Source organism: Flavobacterium azooxidireducens (assembly GCF_023195775.1).
GTDB lineage: Bacteria > Bacteroidota > Bacteroidia > Flavobacteriales > Flavobacteriaceae > Flavobacterium > Flavobacterium azooxidireducens.
The window spans coordinates 47,186-69,095 of record NZ_CP096205.1 but is presented as its reverse complement, the minus strand read 5'-3'; the positions used below and the strand labels follow the sequence as shown (position 1 = coordinate 69,095).

Annotated in this window: 19 protein-coding genes; all 19 read left to right on the top strand. The window is 31.2% G+C overall.

Annotated elements, in window-relative coordinates; all coding sequences use genetic code 11:
• Positions 1 to 2 precede the first annotated feature (2 nt).
• The 19 genes from M0M57_RS00310 (at position 3) to M0M57_RS00220 (ending at position 21,904) form a co-directional block, all read left to right on the top strand.
• On the top strand, positions 3 to 1,394 hold the full coding sequence (locus tag M0M57_RS00310; RefSeq protein WP_248434318.1) for a UDP-glucose 6-dehydrogenase: 1,392 nt from the start codon (positions 3 to 5) through the stop codon (positions 1,392 to 1,394).
• A gap of 13 nt (positions 1,395 to 1,407) precedes the next feature.
• Positions 1,408 to 2,685 carry a nucleotide sugar dehydrogenase gene (locus M0M57_RS00305; protein ID WP_248434316.1) on the top strand — a complete coding sequence of 426 codons (1,278 nt, stop codon included), beginning with the start codon at positions 1,408 to 1,410 and terminating at the stop codon, positions 2,683 to 2,685.
• 3 nt (positions 2,686 to 2,688) lie between these two features.
• On the top strand, positions 2,689 to 3,735 hold the full coding sequence (rfbB, locus tag M0M57_RS00300) for a dTDP-glucose 4,6-dehydratase (protein ID WP_248434314.1): 1,047 nt from the start codon (positions 2,689 to 2,691) through the stop codon (positions 3,733 to 3,735).
• Between the two features lie 14 nt (positions 3,736 to 3,749).
• Positions 3,750 to 4,766, top strand: coding sequence for an NAD-dependent epimerase (locus tag M0M57_RS00295; protein ID WP_248434312.1), 1,017 nt, complete (start codon positions 3,750 to 3,752; stop codon positions 4,764 to 4,766).
• Between the two features lie 139 nt (positions 4,767 to 4,905).
• Entirely contained in the window at positions 4,906 to 6,330 is a 1,425-nt protein-coding gene (locus M0M57_RS00290; RefSeq protein ID WP_248434310.1) for a lipopolysaccharide biosynthesis protein, read from the top strand.
• Positions 6,331 to 7,104: a glycosyltransferase family protein gene (locus M0M57_RS00285; protein WP_248434308.1), complete on the top strand. Its 774-nt coding sequence runs from the start codon at positions 6,331 to 6,333 to the stop codon at positions 7,102 to 7,104.
• 175 nt (positions 7,105 to 7,279) lie between these two features.
• Positions 7,280 to 8,335: an N-acetylneuraminate synthase family protein gene (locus M0M57_RS00280; RefSeq protein ID WP_248434306.1), complete on the top strand. Its 1,056-nt coding sequence runs from the start codon at positions 7,280 to 7,282 to the stop codon at positions 8,333 to 8,335.
• Position 8,336: 1 nt separating this feature from the next.
• Positions 8,337 to 8,939 (top strand): serine O-acetyltransferase, encoded by a 603-nt coding sequence (locus M0M57_RS00275; protein WP_248434304.1) that lies wholly within the window; start codon positions 8,337 to 8,339, stop codon positions 8,937 to 8,939.
• Positions 8,940 to 9,461, top strand: coding sequence for a KdsC family phosphatase (locus M0M57_RS00270; RefSeq protein ID WP_248434302.1), 522 nt, complete (start codon positions 8,940 to 8,942; stop codon positions 9,459 to 9,461).
• Between the two features lie 24 nt (positions 9,462 to 9,485).
• On the top strand, positions 9,486 to 10,850 hold the full coding sequence (locus M0M57_RS00265) for a surface carbohydrate biosynthesis protein (RefSeq protein ID WP_248434300.1): 1,365 nt from the start codon (positions 9,486 to 9,488) through the stop codon (positions 10,848 to 10,850).
• Positions 10,843 to 11,748 (top strand): glycosyltransferase family 2 protein, encoded by a 906-nt coding sequence (locus M0M57_RS00260; RefSeq protein WP_248434298.1) that lies wholly within the window; start codon positions 10,843 to 10,845, stop codon positions 11,746 to 11,748. Before M0M57_RS00265 ends, M0M57_RS00260 begins: the two co-directional genes overlap by 8 nt.
• A gap of 105 nt (positions 11,749 to 11,853) precedes the next feature.
• A complete protein-coding gene (locus M0M57_RS00255; RefSeq protein WP_248434296.1) occupies positions 11,854 to 13,299 on the top strand; it encodes an MBOAT family O-acyltransferase in 1,446 nt (481 codons plus the stop codon).
• A gap of 7 nt (positions 13,300 to 13,306) precedes the next feature.
• Positions 13,307 to 14,437 (top strand): hypothetical protein, encoded by a 1,131-nt coding sequence (locus M0M57_RS00250; RefSeq protein WP_248434294.1) that lies wholly within the window; start codon positions 13,307 to 13,309, stop codon positions 14,435 to 14,437.
• Positions 14,438 to 14,570: 133 nt separating this feature from the next.
• Positions 14,571 to 16,340 (top strand): asparagine synthase-related protein, encoded by a 1,770-nt coding sequence (locus tag M0M57_RS00245; protein WP_248434293.1) that lies wholly within the window; start codon positions 14,571 to 14,573, stop codon positions 16,338 to 16,340.
• Positions 16,340 to 17,434, top strand: coding sequence for a glycosyltransferase (locus tag M0M57_RS00240; protein WP_248434291.1), 1,095 nt, complete (start codon positions 16,340 to 16,342; stop codon positions 17,432 to 17,434). Before M0M57_RS00245 ends, M0M57_RS00240 begins: the two co-directional genes overlap by 1 nt.
• The gene (locus M0M57_RS00235; RefSeq protein ID WP_248434289.1) at positions 17,431 to 18,480 is read left to right on the top strand and encodes a glycosyltransferase; all 1,050 of its coding nucleotides are present in this window, start codon (positions 17,431 to 17,433) and stop codon (positions 18,478 to 18,480) included. The genes M0M57_RS00240 and M0M57_RS00235 overlap by 4 nt, the downstream gene beginning before the upstream one ends.
• On the top strand, positions 18,480 to 19,664 hold the full coding sequence (locus M0M57_RS00230) for a hypothetical protein (protein ID WP_248434288.1): 1,185 nt from the start codon (positions 18,480 to 18,482) through the stop codon (positions 19,662 to 19,664). Before M0M57_RS00235 ends, M0M57_RS00230 begins: the two co-directional genes overlap by 1 nt.
• Positions 19,648 to 20,760 (top strand): hypothetical protein, encoded by a 1,113-nt coding sequence (locus M0M57_RS00225; protein WP_248434286.1) that lies wholly within the window; start codon positions 19,648 to 19,650, stop codon positions 20,758 to 20,760. Before M0M57_RS00230 ends, M0M57_RS00225 begins: the two co-directional genes overlap by 17 nt.
• Complete coding sequence (locus M0M57_RS00220; RefSeq protein WP_248434284.1) at positions 20,753 to 21,904, top strand: glycosyltransferase family 4 protein; 1,152 nt, start codon at positions 20,753 to 20,755, stop codon at positions 21,902 to 21,904. The genes M0M57_RS00225 and M0M57_RS00220 overlap by 8 nt, the downstream gene beginning before the upstream one ends.
• Positions 21,905 to 21,910: the final 6 nt, after the last annotated feature.

The following is a 21,910-nucleotide window of genomic DNA, read 5'->3' as shown; positions in this document are numbered from 1 at the left end:
GCATGAAAATTACAAAAATATGTTGTATCGGAGCAGGGTATGTTGGAGGCCCAACCATGGCAGTAATTGCACAAAAATGTCCTCATATTCAAGTTACAGTTGTAGATTTAAACGAAGAGCGAATAGCAAAATGGAATGACCCTAACGTTGACAATATTCCTATTTATGAACCTGGTTTAAGTGAAGTTGTTAAAGAAGCTAGAGGAAGAAATTTGTTTTTTTCTACCGAAGTTGATAAAGCCATTGAAGAAGCAGAAATGATTTTTATTTCCGTGAATACACCAACCAAAACCTATGGTTCAGGAAAAGGATTAGCGGCCGATTTAAAATATATAGAACTATGTGCCAGACAAATTGCAAGAGTTGCAAAAACCGATAAAATTGTAGTAGAGAAATCTACACTTCCGGTAAGAACAGCAGAAGCAATCAAAAGCATTTTACAAAACACAGGCAATGGTGTAAAATATCAAATACTTTCAAACCCGGAATTTTTAGCAGAAGGAACAGCCGTTGAAGATTTGTTTGAACCAGACAGAGTTTTGATAGGAGGAGAGTCTACACCGGAAGGAGATACTGCCATACAAGCCCTAGTTGAAATTTATTCCAATTGGGTTCCTAAAGAACGAATCTTAACTACAAATGTTTGGTCATCAGAATTATCTAAACTAGTTGCAAATGCTTTCTTGGCACAACGCGTTTCTTCCATTAATGCCATCTCAGAATTATGCGAAAAAACAGGAGCAGATGTAAATGAAGTTTCAAGAGCAATCGGAATGGATAGCCGTATAGGGCCAAAATTCCTAAAATCATCAGTAGGTTTTGGAGGTTCGTGTTTCCAAAAAGATATTTTAAATTTAGTTTACATTGCCAAATCATACGGATTAAATGAAGTGGCTGATTATTGGGAACAAGTAATCATCATGAACGATCATCAAAAATCAAGATTTGCTAAGAAAATTGTAGCTACTCTTTATAATACCGTAGCCGATAAAAAAATAGCTTTCTTGGGGTGGGCTTTCAAAAAAGACACGAATGATACAAGAGAATCAGCTGCAATCTATGTGGCAAATGATTTGCTATTTGAACAAGCAAAACTGGCAGTATATGATCCAAAAGTAAACAATGAGCAAGTGATGTCAGATTTAAACTATTTAAACTCGCGTTCAAAAGAAGAAAATGAAAAAGGAATTACCTCATTTGAAGATCCTTATCAAGCTTGCAAAGGAGCACATGCGATAGCTGTTTTAACAGAATGGGATGAGTTTAAAACATATGATTGGGAAAAAATTTATACTCAAATGAACAAACCAGCTTTTGTTTTTGACGGACGAAATTTATTAAACAAAGAAATGTTAACCAAAATAGGATTCAAATACCAAGCAATTGGATCATAATCAGAATTTAAAAATGGAAATTAAAATTGGAGTTATAGGATTGGGCTATGTAGGTTTGCCATTGGCAAGATTATTCGCTACCAAATTTCCGGTGGTAGGTTTTGATATTAACCAAAAAAGAGTAGATGAACTAAATTCTGCTAAAGATAACACATTAGAAGTAGAAGAAGATTTGTTAAAAACTGTCCTAACCAAACAGCCATTAAAAGAAATTGGTTTGTACTGTTCAACAGACATTAACGATATTGCCGAATGTAATTATTACATTGTAACAGTACCAACTCCTGTTGACAAAAACAATAGACCTGATTTAACTCCCTTGTACAAGTCGAGCGAAACAGTAGGTAAAGTGTTGAAAAAAGGTGATATTGTTGTTTATGAATCCACTGTTTATCCCGGTGTTACAGAAGATGAATGTGTTCCTGTTTTAGAAAAAATAAGCGGATTAAAATACAATGTCGATTTTTATGCCGGCTATTCACCCGAAAGAATAAATCCAGGTGATAAAGAGCATACCGTAGATAAAATTTTGAAGGTAACTGCTGGTTCTACTCCGGAAATAGGTATTAAGGTAAATGAATTATACAAATCAATCATCTCTGCCGGAACTCATTTAGCTCCAACTATCAAAGTAGCCGAAGCAGCTAAAGTAATCGAAAATTCGCAACGTGATATTAATATTGCTTTTGTAAATGAATTAGCCAAGATTTTTAATATACTCAATATTGATACACAAGCAGTTTTGGAAGCAGCCGGAACTAAATGGAACTTTCTTCCTTTTAAGCCAGGGTTAGTGGGCGGACATTGTATTGGGGTTGACCCCTATTATTTGGCTCAAAAAGCCCAAGAAGCAGGATACCATCCTGAGATTATTTTAGCTGGAAGGCGAATGAATGATAGCATGGGCGATTATGTAGCTTCTCAAATTATAAAGCTCATGATTAAAAAGAATATTACGATAAATAAGGCAAAATTATTGATGTTAGGAATTACTTTTAAAGAGAATTGTCCTGATGTTCGTAATACTAAAATTGTTGATTTGATAAAAGCTTTAAGCGATTACGGAATCGAAATTACCGTTTATGATCCTTGGGCAAACCCCGCAGAAGTAAAGCACGAATATAATTTGTTAACCACTACAGCTATGCCCGAAGCTAAATTTGATGCTATTGTGTTAGGTGTTGCACACAAAGAATTTTTAAACATCGATTTACAACTTTTTAAATCTGAAAATGCTGTGATTTATGATGTAAAAGGAGTATTGAAAGAAAATGTTGATGCAAAATTATAATTTATGAAAAAAATTCTAATTACCGGAGGTGCCGGTTTTATTGGTTCGCACGTAGTAAGACGTTTTGTAACAAACTATCCGGATTATGAAATCTATAATTTAGATGCACTAACTTATGCCGGAAATTTAGAAAATATTGCCGATATAGAACATTATCCAAATTATACTTTCGTAAAAGGAGATATTACAGACAGTGATTTTATAAACGAACTTTTTCAAAAGCATCAATTTGATGGAGTTTTACATTTGGCTGCAGAGTCACACGTAGATCGTTCAATCACAGATCCGCTTTCGTTTGTGAAAACAAATGTTTTTGGTACGATGAATCTGCTGAATGCAGCCAAAACAATTTGGAAAGACAACATGCAAGGGAAGCGATTTTATCACATCTCTACCGATGAAGTTTATGGTTCATTAGGAGCAACCGGTTTGTTTACAGAAACTACGCCTTATGATCCAAATTCTCCTTACTCGGCTTCCAAAGCAAGTTCAGATCATTTTGTTCGTGCTTACGGAGAAACGTATGGTTTACCTTATGTTATTACAAATTGTTCTAATAATTACGGACCAAATCATTTTCCTGAAAAACTTATTCCGTTATTCATTCATAACATCATCAACAACAAGCCTTTGCCTGTATATGGCGATGGAAAATATACCAGAGATTGGTTGTATGTAATTGATCATGCTATTGCAATTGATTTGGTTTTTCATGAAGGTAAAAATCATGAAACGTATAATATTGGTGGTTTTAATGAATGGCAAAACATCGATTTAGTCAAATTACTTTGTCAAAAAATGGATGAAAAGTTAGGTCGCTCTACCGCAACTTCTTTGCAATTGATTTCTTATGTAAAAGACAGACCGGGACACGATTTACGCTATGCTATTGATGCATCCAAAATAAATAAAGAATTGGGCTGGAAACCTTCTGTTACTTTTGAAGAAGGATTAGCAAAAACCATTGATTGGTATTTGAGCAACGAAGAATGGTTGAAAAACGTAACGTCAGGAGAATATCAAAACTATTACGATAAGCAATATTCATAATTAAAAGCCATTAAATGAAAATATTAGTCACAGGTGCAGCCGGATTTATAGGGTATCATTTATGCGAAAAATTAATCGCAGAAGGATATGAAATAGTTGGATTGGATAACATTAATGACTATTATGATGTGAACCTGAAATACGGAAGACTCAACGAATTGGGTATTCAAAAAGATCAAGTTGAGTGGGATAAAGTAACTGAAAGTAAAAAACATAAAAATTTTAAATTCATTCAATTAAATTTAGAAGATAAATCTGAAGTTGATACATTATTTAAAAGCCAACAATTTGATTTAGTTTGCAATTTGGCCGCACAAGCCGGTGTTCGCTACAGTTTAGAAAAACCGTTTAAATATGTTGACAGTAATGTTACCGGATTTTTATCTATTTTAGAAGGTTGCAGAAATTATGGTGTAAAAAAATTAATTTATGCCAGTAGCTCCAGTGTTTATGGATTAAATGAAAAAATACCATTTTCTGTACAAGATAATGTAGATCATCCCATAAGTTTGTATGCCGCAACAAAAAAAGCAAATGAATTAATGGCTCATACTTATAGCCACTTATTTGATATTAAAACCATAGGTTTGCGTTTTTTTACAGTTTATGGCTCTTGGGGACGACCGGACATGGCTATGTTTTTGTTTACCGATGCAATTTTGAACAATAAACCCATTCAAGTATTCAATCAAGGAAATCTCTCTAGAGATTTCACCTATGTTGACGATATTGCAGGAGGAATGTTAAGTATTGTGGACGCTTTTAATAAAGATTCCATTCAAACAAAGTATAAACTGTATAACATTGGAAACAGTAAACCTGTGAAATTGCTCGATTTTATTGAGTCATTAGAGAGAGCTACCGGAATCACCGCAACAAAAGAAATGCTCCCTATGCAACCAGGCGATGTTGACAAAACATGGGCCGACACACAAGAATTAGCCCGCGATTTTAATTATAAACCGCATTCTGATATTGATTTCGGTGTGGCAGAATTTGTAAAGTGGTATAAAGATTATTATCAAAAATAATTTTAAATATTTTTAATTTTTGATTTAGTACTGTAAACATTCAAAGCAAAGAAATATTAGCCGCAAAATCATTATTAGTTAAGACCTGTTTATAATCTAAACTCTCCTTGGATAACAATCAAAAAACTCAAATTTTATTTTGAATCTAAATAATGCTACTCGAAAAAATGTAAAATGGTCTTTCATCGAAAGTATCAGTTTGAAAATAGTTGGGTTTGTACTCAGCATTATTCTAGCTCGATTACTTCTGCCTAGTGATTTTGGAGTGTTAGCTATCGTGAATGTGTTTTACTTAATGACTACTCTTTTTATTGATGGTGGTTTGCGTGAAGCGATTATTCAAAAAAAAGATGCCGATGAAAAGGATTTTTCAACCGTTTTTTGGTTAAATATTAGTATCTCGGTATTTCTATATTTACTACTATTTATTTCTTCTCCTTTTATAGAAGATTTCTATAAATTTAAAGATTTAAGTTTTTTTATTCGCCTTCAATCATTAACTTTAATTATTGAAGCCTTTGGTTTAATTCAAATTGTAAAAGCTACCAAAGAATTAAATCTCAAAAAAATTACATTAGCCAGAATTCCTGCCACTATTATCAGCTTTTTTGTTGGTATTGGTTTAGCCTATTATGGGTATGGCATTTTGTCTTTAATCATTCAACAGTTGGTTAGTGTTGGACTATATACTTTATTGCTTATTTACAATATTCGTTATAAGCCTAGTTTAATAATTAGTAAAGCCTCTATAAAAACACTTTATGGTTTTGGTTTAAAATTATTTGCCGTTAGTTTTATCAACCGAATGTATGTTCAATCTTTAAACTTGATTTATGCTTTTTTCTTCAATGTAAAAGAACTTGGGTTTTATACAAAATCAAAAAGTTTACAGGGCGTTCCAATTGAAATTATCAATAATACCTTTGCCAGAGGATTATATCCTACAATGGTAAAAGTACAACAACATAACCGATTGCTTAGGAAAATTTTTCTTCTCAACATTCGAAGGTTGACTTTTATTATGCTAATTATAAATTGTGTTTTCTATTTTAATGCTAAAGAAATAGTACAATTTTTGTTGGGGGAAAATTGGATAGAAATGACAGACTTTTTGAAAATTGCAGCTGTTGGTAGTATATTTTATCCTTTGGTTAGCAAAGTGGTTAATGTTTTTAAAGTAAAGGGTAAAGCAAATTTTCTTTTAAAAATAGAATTAATTTGGAAAATCACTTCAGTTATTTTGATTGTTATACTTTCAATGTTTACTAATTTCATCTTTGTTTTATGGACAATAGTTATCTTGAACTTTATTATGGGATTTGTTTATTTATATTTTTGTTCAAGAGAAATTGTTTTTGATTTTAAAAAAGAAACCATTTTAGTTTTAAAGATGTTAATTATGTTTTTCTTTTTTGGGTTTATTTTAAATTATGGTTTATCCATGTTATTCAAAAACAGCTTTTATTTGATTAAACCGATTGTGTTTTCAATCCCGTATTTAATTTTTATCTATATTGTTAATCAACGTTTTGGCTACTTCAATTTAAAGAAAAAACTACTATAAATGAACAATTTATCTCCTATAACTATAATTATTCAAGCACGAATGGGATCCACCAGATTACCCAAAAAAATGCTTTTGCCATTTGAGGAACAAAAAGGTGTTTTGGAAATTTTAATAGATAAAATTCTCCATTTGAAATCCGAAATTTCAATTGTTTTGGCAACCACAACAAATCCTGCAGATGACAAATTAGCCTTGTTGGCAAAACAAAAAAATATTCTCGTTTTTAGAGGTGATGAAGAAGATGTTTTAAAACGGTTTATTGATGCAGCAGAAAAATTTAGTGCTCAACGAATTATTAGAGTTTGTGCCGATAATCCTTTTCTAGACATAAACTCCTTACTAGAGCTAATTGAGTTTTGTAAACAATCCAATCATATTTTTGATTATGTAGGTTTTAGAGTTAATCAGCTTCCTAGTATAAAAACACATTTTGGATTTTGGACAGAGTTCGTTACTCTTGAGGCTTTAAAAAAAGTATACCAATCAACTGATTTAAACCTTTATCACGAACATGTAACTAATTTCATTTACGAAAATCCGAATGATTTTAAAATTCATTGGTTGTTGGTTGATGAAAGTGTGGAGGGTCGAACTGATATTAGAATGACTTTAGATACTTTAGAAGATTTTGAAAATTTAAAAAATCTTTATTCAGAATTAAAAAGCGAATACAAACAAATTCCCAACATTAAAACAATTGTAGCTTTCTTAGATAAAAAACACCATTTCTTAGATTGTATGATTAAAGAAATAAATAGTAATATAAAATAAGTTTTGAATAATTAAGCCTTTTGATATTCATTATATTATTATTAACAATTTTTTTAAATTTTGGATAACCATAAAATATCAATACTTTTGCTCGCTTGCATAGTTTGAATTGATATTTAATGAGTTGAATTTTAAAAAAACAAGTAAATTTTAAAATTAAAAAAAATAGATTATTATGAATGGTATAAATAAAAATGGCGTCTATGTTATTGGAGAAATAGGCCAAAATCACAATGGTTCTGTAGATATAGCAAAATTAATTGTAGAGTTAGTTTCAAGACCAATCATTGAAAAAGAGTTTGGACTTACTATGCAACCCATGAATGCGGTGAAGTTGACTAAGAGAGATTTAAAGGAAGAATTGACCGATTCGCAAATGAATAGAATTTATGATTCCCCTCATTCTTTTGGAAAAACGTATGGTGAACATCGTGAATTTCTTGAACTTAATGATGAAGAACATTTTGAAGTATATAAGTATGCCAAGTCAAGAGGTTTAGAGTTTGTAGAGACCTTGTGTTCCAAAGGATGTTTGTCTTTGTTAAAATTGTTTACTCCGGATTACTTAAAAGTAGCTAGTAGAGATTTAACCAATTTACCACTATTATCGGCTATGGCAGAAACAAAAATTCCAATAATTTTATCTACAGGAATGGCCGGAAAAAAAGAATTAGATGATGCGTTAAATGCCATTTCTTCCTATCATAATAATATTGGAATTTTGCATTGCGTTTCACAATATCCCACACATCCCGATAATGTGAATCTCAATACAATTACCTATTTAAAGAAGAATTACGGACAATATGTCATTGGATTTTCAGACCATACAATTGGAATTTCAGCTCCCGTTGTTGCTGTTGGAATGGGTGCAATGATTATTGAAAAACATATTACAATAGATCGTAATATGAAAGGAACAGACCAGGCAGGTTCATTAGGTCCGGATGGGGTTTATAGAATGTTAAGAGATATTCGAGTAACAGAACGTTCATTGGGAGTTGAAGATATATATATTGAAGAAGGTGTTATGTCTGCAAAAAATAAATTAGAGCGTTCAATAGCAACCAATGTAAATCTGAAAAAAGGCGATGTAATCAAAGAAGAACACCTACATTTACTAAGCCCGGGCGATGGGTATAAATGGAGTCAGAAAAATGATATAATTGGAAAAAAAGTAAACAAAGATATCCCACAAAACGAATTATTTTATCCTGATTTTATAGAATAATATGCATTTGAATGAAAATAATACGGGTGAAGTTATTGAAAAATTATTCAAAAAGAGTTACTTCATTTCCGATTTAAAAATTGATTTTGACGATACAGAAGTATATAAAAATAGTTTAGAAATTTTTAAATATGATTATCAGCGATATTATGAAAGTAACCAAATACTCTTAGAAAATGTTTTTTTAAAACTTGAACTCGTTGGTATTTTGTTATATCGTATCGCTAATCAATATTTTAAAAAGGGAGACGAATTTGTTGCTACTCATTATAGTAATTTAGGTAGGCTTCTCTCGGGATTTGAGATTTATTATTCAGCCGAAATAGGAAAAGGATTAAAAATAAATCATGGTTTAGGAACTGTTATTGGTGCCCGAGTACAAATAGGAAAAAATGCTTTGATACATCAAAATGTAACCTTTGGTGATAAAGAAGGAGAAAGACCAATTCTAAAGGATCATGTAACTGTTTATGCAGGAGCAAAAGTAATTGGAGGTATTGTGTGCGGAAACCATTCAATTATTGCAGCCAATTGTGTTTGTTTTATGGATTTACCAGATTACGCAGTAATAGCCGGAGTTCCGGGAAAAATTATTAAAAAATAAATGAAGTTACCAAAATTAATCATTACTGATATAGATGGCGTTTGGACAGATGGCGGGATGTATTATGACCAAAGCGGAAATGAGTTGAAAAAATTCAACACCTATGACAGTGCCGGTGTTTTGTATGCAAAAATTCTCAAAATCCCCGTGGTCATTATAACCGGAGAAGACACTCAAATTGTAAAACGAAGAGCAGAAAAGTTAAAAATCGACTATCTGTTTCAAGGTGTAAAAGATAAAGTAGCCATAGTTCAACAGCTCACAGAGGATCTACAAATTTCCTTTTCCGAGTGTGCTTATATTGGAGATGACATAAACGATATAAACTTACTTGAAAAAGTTGGCTTTAGTGCTTCGCCCAAAAATGCAGCTCCTTATGTAAAAAGTAGAGTTGATTATGTAACCAAATTAAAAGGTGGAAAAGGAGCTTTTCGTGATTTTGTAGAACATATTTTAACAGAAAATAATATGTTGGAAGATGTAGTAAGCCAAGCGGTAAAAGGTTTCCAAAAACCAATTTAAAAAAAAAACAATTAAGTCAAGAAAATGAATATATTACTGCCTATAGAAACGATTAATAGAGAATTAGATTTTAAAATTATTCTCGCTACTTTATTAGCCAAAAACAATCATAAGATTTACATAGGACAGCATGATTTTCTAATGAGTTTACTGCCCACACTGCAAGGGGGTGTTTATATTGGAAAAAACATTTTTTCTAAAAGGGCAGAGCTAGAAAAGGGTGAAAAATATAAGCTTTTGAAAAAAAATAATTTTGATATAATTTACATTCATGAGGAGGGGGCTGTTTTTCCTGGTAGAGAACAAGACTGGATCAGAATAATGAAACAACAATATTCATTAGATCACTTTGACCAAAACGATTTGATATTACAATGGGGCGATTTTCAAAAAAGAGTAGATCAAGAGCGAAGCAATAATCTTTCTATTTTAACCACTGGTCATCCTCGTTTTGATTTATATAAACCCAAATGGTCAGGTTTTTTTAAACCTGAAACAGACAAAATTAAGTCCGAATACAAAGATTTTATTCTAATAAACGGTAATTACCTTTCTAATCATGGATTAGGTGAAAGTTATCTTTTTTCAGACAAAGGCGGATATAAAGTCGATGATTTAAAAAGTAGAATGGGTAGGGTAAATTATTATGCCTACAATTCCAAGCAATTCGTTTCTATGGTAGAACTTACACACGAATTGGCAATTAAATTCCCTGAATTAAATTTTGTTTATAGACCGCATCCGTCTGAAAATCATGATTATTATAAAATTGTTTTCAATGGAGTGTCAAACATTTTTGTTAAGCATGATGGTCCTGTTGCTCCATGGATTTTGGCTTCAAAAGCAGTTATTCATGATGGCTGCACCACCGCTTTAGAAGCAACGTTGGCTTCTAAACCAGTCATCAATTTTAAAGTAGAATTAAATGAAGAATTTGATATCTGGTTGCCTAACCAAATGGGAATTAGAGCGGTGAATTTAGAACAAGTGGTAGCTTATATCAATGACATTAAAGAAAATAAAATACAGAATGAACCCAATCTTGCTTCAGAAGAAGTGAAAGATTTAATGTATAATTTCAAAGCAGATAGTTTTGAATCATTTGTTAATGTAGTTGAAGAAAAGCTCGAACAAATTAAAACAGTAAAATCAACTTCTCCTTCTTCAATTCAAATTGTCTTAAAGAATTTAAAAAAGAATATAAAAGTAGTATTGTATTCTGTTTTATCACCCTCTAAACGAAAAGAAGCCAACTACCATAAAATAAAATTTTATGGCTTTAATAAAGAATTAGTTTTAACCAAATTTGAAAGAGCAGAAAAGTTAACCGAAAAAAAAGTAAACGTTATTTTTCATAATACACACCTTATACAGATTGAAAATGAGTAATCCATTAGTCTCCGTAATTATTCCTACATATAAAAGATCAGATTACCTTATTAGAGCTATTGAATCTGTATTAAAACAGACTTATAGCCCTATAGAAATTATTGTTGTAGATGATAACGATGGTAATAATGAATTTAGAAAAGACACAAAAAAAAGTCTGGAAAAATATATTTCTAAAGATGTAGTTCGTTATGTTGAACACGAAAAAAATAAAGGAATAGCTGCTGCTAGAAATTCGGGCATCAAAGTTGCCAAAGGCGAATATATAGCTTTTTTAGATGATGATGATGAGTTTTTACCCCAAAAAACAGCACTTCAAATGAGTTGTTTTCAAAAGAATGAATCTACTTTAGGGTTGGTTTATGGAAGCTATATCCGATTTGAAGTAGACACAAATTCTGAAAGAATCATAAAGCCAAAATTTAAAGGTGATCTAAAAGATATTTTAGGAGTTAATCATATCGGTCCTCCCTCTATGGTGATGTGTAAAATAGAAGCTGTTTCTAAAGTTGTTGGGTTTGATGAATCACTGGTAGCAAGAGAAGATTTTGACTTTTATTATCGTTTAGCCAAACATTACACCATAGATTACGTTGATGAAGCAGTAATGAAATATTATATCCATCCAAACAATATAAGTAAACAACATGGTGATAAATTAGAATATATGGTTGTTTTTATGGATCGTTATCGCAATGAGTTAAAGAAGCCTTCTCTGCGTTGGAGTGAAGTTAATGAAAGATTAGCCGAATTATATGCTATTAACGGTTATCGAACTAAAGCTGTGAGAACTTTTTTAATTGCTTATGTAAATAGACCAAAACGATTTTCAATTTTGGTTAAAGCCACAATTGCTCTGTTAGGAAGTAAAATGTATAAAAAAATAAGAAAGGTTTAAGTATTGATATAATTTTCAATAAAACTGACTTTAAATCCAGTTTTAAACATTTACACAGAAAAAAAAATTACGAGCAAACCTAAAACAACACAGATAAAATAAAATATGCTTTTTAATTCAATAGACTTTGCTATATTTTTACCAATAGTTTTTATACTTTATTGGTTTGTGACAAATAAAAATTTGAAACAACAAAATTTACTCATAGTACTAGCGAGTTATCTTTTTTATGGTTGGTGGGATTGGCGATTTTTGTCTCTTATTCTCTTTAGTAGCATCGTTGATTATGTAATTGGATTACAGTTATTAAAGCAAGAAAATATTACTAAAAGGAAAATACTTTTATGGACAAGCATCACCGTAAATCTTGGATTTCTAGGTTTTTTTAAATATTATAATTTTTTCTTAGATAATTTTGTTTCTGCATTCTCTTTTTTTGGTATGGAAATAAAAGCCAGTTCTTTAAGTATCATTTTACCCGTTGGAATAAGTTTTTACACATTTCAAACATTAAGTTATAGCATTGATGTTTATAAGAGAAAATTAGAACCAACCAAAGATTTCGTTGCCTTTTCGGCTTTTGTTAGTTTTTTTCCACAATTAGTTGCTGGACCAATTGAAAGAGCAACCCATTTATTGCCTCAGTTTTATAAAAAGAGAACTTTCAATTATTCAATTGCCGTTGATGGACTCCGTCAAATTCTTTGGGGGTTGTTTAAGAAAATAGTCATTGCAGATAATTGTGCTGAGTATGCAAATTTAATCTTCAATAATTCTTCAAACTACTCAGGAAGTACTCTGGCTTTAGGAGCTTTGTTCTTTACATTTCAAATTTATGGAGACTTTTCGGGTTATTCCGATATTGCTATAGGTACCTCGCGACTTTTTGGTTTTGATCTTATGAAAAATTTTAATTTCCCTTACTTTTCAAGGGATATTGCAGAATTTTGGAGACGTTGGCATATCTCGCTTTCCACATGGTTCAGAGATTATCTTTATGTGCCACTTGGAGGTAGCCGAGGAGGAACTTGGATGAAAGTTAGAAATACTTTTATCATTTTTATCGTAAGTGGGTTTTGGCATGGTGCCAATTGGACATTTATTGTTTGGGGAGTTTTAAATGCAATTTATTTTTTACCACTTTTATTAACGAATAAAAATCGAAATAACTTAGAAACAGTTGCAACAGGAAAACTATTTGCAAATGTAAATGAGCTTGGTTCTATTCTAATTACATTTGGCCTAACCGTTTTTGCATGGATATTTTTTAGAGCAGAAAATATTGCTCATGCTGTTCAATATATCTCAGATTTGTTTAAAAATCCGGATTCATTTTTATCCATTAATATATATTGGAAATATAAGAAAACTATACTTTTAATAGTCTTATTTGTTTTTATTGAATGGCTAGGTAGAGAAGGACAGTATGCGATTTCAAATTTAGGTCTAAAATGGAAACGTCCGTTCAGATACGCACTATACTATGCTATTATTATGGCAATATTTTGGTCTAGTGGTAAAGAACAAGAATTTATTTATTTTCAATTTTAAGTAACAAATGAAAAATTTTTTAAATAAAATAATAGTATTTTGTATCCCAGTATTTGTTTTTTTCTCAATTCCTTCATTATTTTTATATAAAACAGGAGAAAATTATAAATCTTTGGATGATATAATATTAAGTAAACAAGATTATCTTATTGGATATGCTTATAATGAAGATAATTATAAATATTTAAAATGTAAAGAATTGCAAACTAAAAGTAAGCAGTCAGTAATTGGATTAGGCTCCTCAAGAATGTTACAGTTTAGAGATAAAATGTTTACAAAACCTTTTTACAATGCAGGTTATACTGTGTCAAGTATATCCGATTTTGTGCCTTTTATTGATACTAATATACTAAATAATAAGCCAGAAGTACTTCTCATTACGTTAGATCAATGGATGTTCAACGAAAATTGGGATAAATTATCCGAATATAATCCTTCTAATAAATATTATCAGGTAGGTTTTAATAAAAATGCATCAATTCCAACATTATATAATGTTTGGTCTGATTTATTCAAAAGCAAATATGGATTTGAAATTCTACACAATTCTGATAAAATTGAAAACACTAAAAAAATTGGACTAAATGCAATAGTTAACAATAAAGGATTTCGTAAAGATGGAAGTATGTATTATGGTGAACAAATTTATAAACTTATTGAAAATGATAGTAGTGCCAATGATTATAATTATTCGGATACATATAATAGAATCGAAAAAGGTATTAACCGATTTGAATATGGTAAAAAGACAAATGAGAAAGCATTTATCGTTTTAGAAGATCTTTTGAAATATTGTCAAGAAAAAAATATTTATGTCATTGCTATTATACCCCCTTTTGCAAATCAAATTAACTCAAAATTAAATGAAAGTAAAAAGTATAGTTATATAGAAGATATTTTTACTACTTCAAATATGATTTTTAAAAAATACGATTTTGAATTATGGGATATGTCAAATTTGAGTAAGTATGGTTCTAACGATAAAGAAACGTTAGATGGTTTTCATGGAGGGGAAGTCACTTATTTGAAAATGTTAATTCATATGCTTGAAAACGATTCAAAATTGAACAACTATTCAAGTATTGAACAGCTTAAACTTGATTTAACAAATAAAAAAAATAATTATCAGGTATATTAAAACTATTAGTTCTTGAGAGTTTTTTAGTTTTCAAATTTATAACTAATAGAAATAAATTAAATTATCAAAAAATAAAATGTGAATTATAATAAAATTAACCTTCATGTTTTATTTAAAAAAAACAACATAAATCATGCACATTTGGATTTTAAAATATTCTGACACAAATTTCTCAACCGATTTCATTGCAAAGGCGAATGAGGTGGCAGAAAGCATAAATCAACTTAAAAACAGAAATTGTTGGCAAAAAAGTTATGGAAAGTTCCATCTACTATCATTTACCACACAATTTGACTATTCTCAAAAGAGCTATCTTCAAGAAAGAGAAAAATCTACCGTAGCCTATTCTGGTTTACTCATTGGTAAGGAAACGGCAGAAACAGATTTGAGAGATATAAAAAATATCGAAATAAATCGCCCAGAAAAATATAATGGTCAGTTTGCTTTGTTTGAACTTACAGAAAATTCATTTTCTTGTCTAGCGGACAACTTTGGTTTTCATAAAGTTTTTTATGGTCAAATTGATAACGAAATTTATGTTTCTAATTCATTAGATTTTTTAAAAAAATTAAATAAAATCAAGGTGAATTCAGATAAATTGATTCTTGATTTTTTAACAGTTCGATTTGGCGTTTATCCCGGTAATGACACAATTTTTGAAGATTTTTATACTTTGCCGGAATACGGTAGGTTGAATATAATAAAGGGGCAATTAACAGTCGACACCTATAAGCCCATTTCTGATTTGTTAGTTCCAAACGGAGATTTTGAATCTAAATTACAAGAAACTATAGCCGATTTTAAAATGGCAGCTAACTATTTGAGAAAATACCATCATACGGTAGTGCCCCTTTCAGGTGGTTTTGATGGTAGAACAATCTTGAGTTATTTTTATAAAACAGAAGGTAAGCCATTGGAAACAATGACCTACAATAGAGCGGGAAAACTAGATTTTTATATTGCAGCTAGATTAAGCAAAGCTTTTGAAGTGCCACATAGAAAAATACATATTTCTAAATCTATTGTTGATTTTGAAGCAAAAATACCTGAAGTAAAAAAAATTGATGATGATCCTTTTTACAAAGCATTTAGCGAATCAATAAAAGGTTTTTATAATCAAGGCACTTGTTTTAAAGTAAGTTTAGGCGGTAATGGTGCAGACACAGATTGGGAATTTGGAGAAAAACAACTCAAAAAATTAGATCAATCTAACTTTAAAGCATTTGTAAAGTCTTATTCAGCTCTGATAACACAACACCCTTTTCTAAATAAAGAGGTTTCGGAGCGGTTTGCTTTAAAATTGGAAAACTATTTTCTTGAAAAATATAGTGTTTTTCAAAATAAATCAAATTTCATGCAACTTTTAGCCTCTTCTTTTTTTCATCTGGAAAGATTTAGAAGTGAGCAAGGCTTTGGATATTCACAGTTTTTTAATCAAAAATATGATATTTTTCTGCCTTATGCGACTGAAAGTTTAAATCAAACGGTTTTTTTAGCATCAAAAAGACAACTAAATAGAGGGGTTCGTGATGGTATAAATTATAAAATTTATCAAACTATGACCGAAGGTAAAATGCCATACGCACCAATTTTAACCGCAGATAATGAATTTGGAAAGAATTTTATTCAAAAATCACTCAATAAAATTTTTCCCTATTTGCCCAAAATTATATGGAAACTGAACAATGGAGACACCAATGGCAATTTAAGGAAACAGTATACTGCAAAAGTAACAACTCTTTCCAGTGAATATATTCTTAAAAGTGATGAAAATGTAATTTGGAATTATTTAGATGCCTCAAAAATAAAAGAAACAATTCAACAACCCAATTATAATGGAAACTTAAACGAAGTAGCAAAAATGCTTAAGTTTATTGATGATATGAATAAAAAATCAAATTAATGATTGTCTTTTTTCTACCCAACCTCAGACCCGGAGGTGCCGAGCGAGTAATGCTTAATGTGTTGCTTAGCTATCATATAGCGTATCCGAATACTAAATTGGTTTTATTGTTAGGTGAAAAAACGGGTCCTTTACTTGCAGAAATACCCACTACTATTCCGATATACAGTTTAGGAGCGGCCAATGCAACCAAATCGATTCGTCCACTAATAAAATTTTGCAAAGAACACCAACCACAAGTTGTTTTCAGTAGTTTAGGTTCAGCTTTGGCAGCTAGTGTAGCGAAACGATTCGTTTCTTCTAAAATTGTTTTTATTAACCGTATTGGCAACACCATTGGGGCAGAAAAATTACTGTTTAAAAATCCAATTAAACGAGTAATGTATTTATTAGCTAATCGTTTTATTGGAAAAAATTCTAATCATATTGTGTTTCAATGTCATTACATGGCGAAGGATTACATCAAAGAAACAGGCGTAAACCCAAAAAATCAGAGCATTATCTACAATCCGGTTCAAGTTGAAAAAGTAGAACAACTGTCTAATGAAAAAGTAGAAAAAGAATTTACTTTTATCGCCGTGGGAAGACTTAATCCGCAAAAAGATTATAAAACCTTGCTTGATGCTTGTGCAATTTTAAAAACAAGAAATTCAACATTTACGTTAGGTATAATTGGAGATGGAAACCTAAAAGAAGAATTACAATCTCAATTAAAAAGCTTACAATTAGAAGAGAATGTATTTTTGATGGGTTTTCACGCCAATCCGTATCCTTATATGAAAAAGGCACGTTATCTCGTATCTTCTTCATTATACGAAGGATTTTCAAACGTAATCATAGAAAGTTTGTGTTTAGGAACCCCAGTGATAGCTACCAATTGTCCGGGCGGAAATGCTGAGGTAATTCACGACGGAAAAAACGGTTGGTTATGTAAAGTTCATGATGCGACAGATTTATCCAACGTAATGGAAAAAAGTTTAGACCAATCTGTTGAATTGGATACTAAAACAATTGCTGAAAATGCACAAGCTGTTTTTCATGCAGACATCATTTTCAAACGCTACGAAGAGGTTTTAAATCAGTATATTAAATGAAAATTTTATACTTTACCAAATACACCAGAAAAGGAGCCAGCAGTAGATTGCGGTCGTTTCAGTATTTTCCTTTTTTGGAAAGTCAGGGAAATCAAGTTACTGTAAAACCACTTTTTGATGATGCTTATTTGGAAAGTTTATACCAAGGAAAAAAAGATAGTATTGGAAGTTTAAAAGGTTATTTCAAACGCTTTTTTTTACTATTTACTGTGTTTCGGTATGATAGGGTAGTGATAGAAAAAGAATTATTTCCCTATATACCAGCAGTTTTTGAACGAGTATTGGCATTGTTTGGCGTTAACTATGTTGTTGATTATGATGATGCTATTTTTCATAATTATGATAGGCATCCCAATCCGGTTATACGATTTGTTTTAAAAAATAAAATCGATGTAGTCATGCAAAAATCAGGAACAGTTATTGCCGGAAATTCCTATTTAGCAGAAAGAGCTCAAAATGCCGGAGCTAAGAACGTGGTTATTATTCCCACCGTTATTGATACTAATCGTTATCAAATCAAAGAGTTTACAGATTCTAAACCATTTGTGATTGGCTGGATTGGTTCGCCATCTACATTCAAATATTTAAAACCGCTTCAACCTGTTTTTAAAAAATTAGCTCAAGATCATGCTATTGCTCTTCATATTGTAGGAGCAACAGAATCCCTTGGCTTACCTTCCATCGAAAAACATATTCCATGGAGTGAAGAAACAGAAGTAGCCTCTATTTTAACGTTTGATGTAGGTATCATGCCACTGAACGACACACCTTGGGAAAAAGGAAAATGCAGTTATAAACTCATTCAATACATGGGATGCGGAATTCCCGTAATTGCTTCTCCGGTTGGGATGAATGTGGAAGTGGTGAAAGAAGATGTTAATGGTTTTTTAGCCACAAACGAAGCAGAATGGTTAAACTCATTTTTACATTATCTTAGTAATGCTGAACAACAGCACTTACACGGAAAAAATAATAGTATATTTGTTGAGTATCACTTTAGTTTAAAAAGTGCTCAGCATAATTATTTCAAAGCAATAGCTAACTAATGGATATACTTTTTTTTATTATTATTGTTATTTTAGGTTTAGGTTTTGTGAATCTATTTAAATCACAATTACCTGATAATGAAATGAGTATTTTGAAAAAGTTGTGGTTTTTTCACATGTTAGTAGGAACTGGCTATTACTTTTTAACCAAAGATGGTGGAGGAGATGCTTGGGGTTATTGGAAAAGAGCAAAAGCGATGGATTCAGAAGATTTTTGGTTCAATTTATTAGAATCACAAGGAACCGGATTTATGAATGCCTTTAATTATTTTCCATCTAAAGTATTGGATTTAGGTTTTTTTACCAATACGATGTTTTATACTTTACTTGGTTTTTTTGGCTTTGTTTTCTTTTATCTACTTGCTTATCAGCTTATTCCTTTCAATTCAAAGTTCAAAGGATATGTTTTATTTCCTCTAGTGTTTTTTATGCCCAATTTACACTTTTGGTCTTCCGGTATTGGAAAAGATACTATTTTGTTTTTTTGTATCGGTATGTTTTGTTACGGACTTTTAAATATTACAAAACGATTACCTTTACTTCTTTTAGCCTTATTTCTTTCTTATTTGGTTAGACCTCACATAACGTTGTTTTTAGTGGTAAGTTTTGGCTTAGCCTATGTGTTTGGAGGAAAGGTTTCGGCAGGAAAAAGAATCTTCTTTTCTTTAATTCTTATTGGTGTTGGAATTGCCATCTTGCCAACTGTAATGGAATTTGCCAAAATTGAAGAAGCTACCGTAGAAAGTTTTGATGAGTTTTCAGAAAAAAAAGTAGATTTGTTAAGTCGTGGACACACCGGTTCAAGCTTAGATATTTCTTCCTATCCATTTCCTTTAAAAGTTTTTACCTTTTTGTTTCGCCCGTTGTTTTTTGATATTAATGGAATTCCTGCCGTAGTAGCTTCCTTTGAAAACCTATTACTCTTGATACTTTCGTATATCGTAGTTTTTAAAAATAATTTTAAATCAACGTTTAAAAACGCTCCATTTGTGATTAAGGGAATGCTTTTTTTTCTCATCATCGGAACATTAGCTTTCTCTCAATCATTAGGTAATTTGGGAATCATGATAAGAATGCGTAATATGTTTTTGCCCGGATTAATTATTTTTATTCTTTGGTCGTTTTCATATCAACAAGAGTTAAAAAATAAATCAAGAACTATTCAGGATGAAATTGAAAATTGATGAACATTTTTATTTTCTTCTTTTTTTAGGAATATACCATCTATTTTTTGTTTTCATTTCTTTTGATTATGTAACAAAAAATGGTGGCGATGCTTTTTTATATTGGCTTCAAACCGAATCTACTCAACATAAATCGTGGTTCGATTTCTCTAGTTATGGTACTGATGCGGTTTTGTTTCTAAATTATCCTTTTGCAAAATTACTTTCCATTTCGTTTTTTTTTGGATTTGTGCTTTATGCTTTGATAGGATTTTTTGGGTTTATACAACTTTATCGGTTAGCATTACTTATGATGAAAAGTGAGGAAATGACCAAAGCTTCAAAATACTTACTTTATGCTTTTCTACTTTTACCCAACACACATTTTTGGACGGCAATGATTGGAAAAGAAGCCATCATTTTCGCTGCTTTATCAACATTATTTCTAAAAGCCTATCAACAAAAATTTACTTCTGTTGCATTTGTTTTGTCTTTTTTAATCGTTTTTATCATCAGACCGCATTTGGCCTTTATGTTGCTTTTAACTTTGTTAATTGTACTGCTTTTTTCTTCAAAAATGAATTGGAAGCAAAAAGCAAGTACTTTTGGAAGTGTTACCGTACTATTGGGAATTAGTTTTTATATGTTTTTGCAATTATCAGAAATCAAACGATTGGATTGGAGCAGAATTAAGCGATTTAATTTAGGTTCTTTACGTTCGTTTGAAGGCTCCGGTTCCTTTGTGCCAATTGAAAATTATTCTTATCCCATGAAACTTTTTACATTTTATTTTAGACCTCTTTTTGAAAACTCGGACAACCTCATTTATTGGGTGTTGAGTGTAGAAAATAGCTTCTTACTTATGCTTCTTTCAGTAGGAGTATTTTTGGTTGTAAAATACCGTTCGATTTTCTGTAAAGATGATTTTTCAAAATTTATTATCCTTTTTTGTTTAATCGGCGGATTATTATTTACCCAAAGATATTCCGGATTAGGTATCTTTGTACGAACAAAAATAATGTTCTTACCTTATCTTGGCGTTGTATTAATTGCCTTTATCAATAAGTTTTGGAATGAAAAGTATAAGCCAACTCTTGAAAACATGACTAATGACTAAAAAAAAATTAATTCGAATTACTACTGTACCCGTTTCCTTAGACAAACTTTTGGAAGGACAGCTAAAATTCATGCAACAACACTATGAAGTTATAGCCGTTTCTTCTGAAAAAGGTTATTTAGAAAAAATTGGTAAGAGAGAGGGGGTCACCACTTTTCATCTGGAAATGACCAGAAAAATCACTCCTTTGTACGATCTTCTCGCTGTGATAAAACTTACTTGGTTTCTGCTCAAAACAAGACCTGCAATTGTGCATTCGCACACCCCTAAAGCAGGTATTGTAGGTATGATGGCCGCTTTTTTGGCACGCGTTCCGAACCGGTTTCATACCGTGGCGGGTTTACCTTTGTTAGAAGCAACCGGAAGAAAACGAAAAGTACTTGATTGGGTTGAAAAATTGACTTATGCCTTTGCAACCAAAGTCTATCCAAATTCAAAAGGCTTGCATGATATTATTTTAAAATATGATTATTGCAAAAAATCAAAATTAAAAGTATTAGCCAATGGTAGTTCTAACGGAATCAGTACTATTTACTTTTCTAACAATCATTTTTCATTTGCTCAAAAAGAGGAATTAAAAAACCAATTAGGAATTCAGCAAGGAGATTTCGTGTTTGTATTTATGGGACGATTAGTTTCTGATAAAGGAATTAATGAACTCATTTCAGCTTTCAAAAAGTTAAAAATTAATCATCCAACTGCAAAATTGTTATTGGTTGGTCCTTTGGAAAGTGACTTAGATCCGTTGTTGCCCGAAACACTTGAAGCAATAGAAAATGTAAAGGAAATTATCGCTGTAGGTTTTCAACAAGATGTAAGGCTCTATTTTTCAATCTCTACCTGTTTAGCTTTTCCAAGTTATCGTGAAGGTTTTCCCAATGTAGTGATGCAAGCCGGTGCGATGGAATTGCCTTCGATTGTCTCCAATATAAATGGCTGTAATGAAATTATTATTCACAAAGAAAATGGATTAATTATTCCTGTGAAAGACGAAAAAAAACTACTCGAAACGATGTCGGCCGTTATGGAAGATACAGTTTTATATGAATACCTTCGATCCAATGCACGTTCTATGATTGTGAATAGATATGAACAAAGAGTTGTTTGGGAAGCTATGCTCAATGAGTATAAAAAAATTGACTAATTCGTT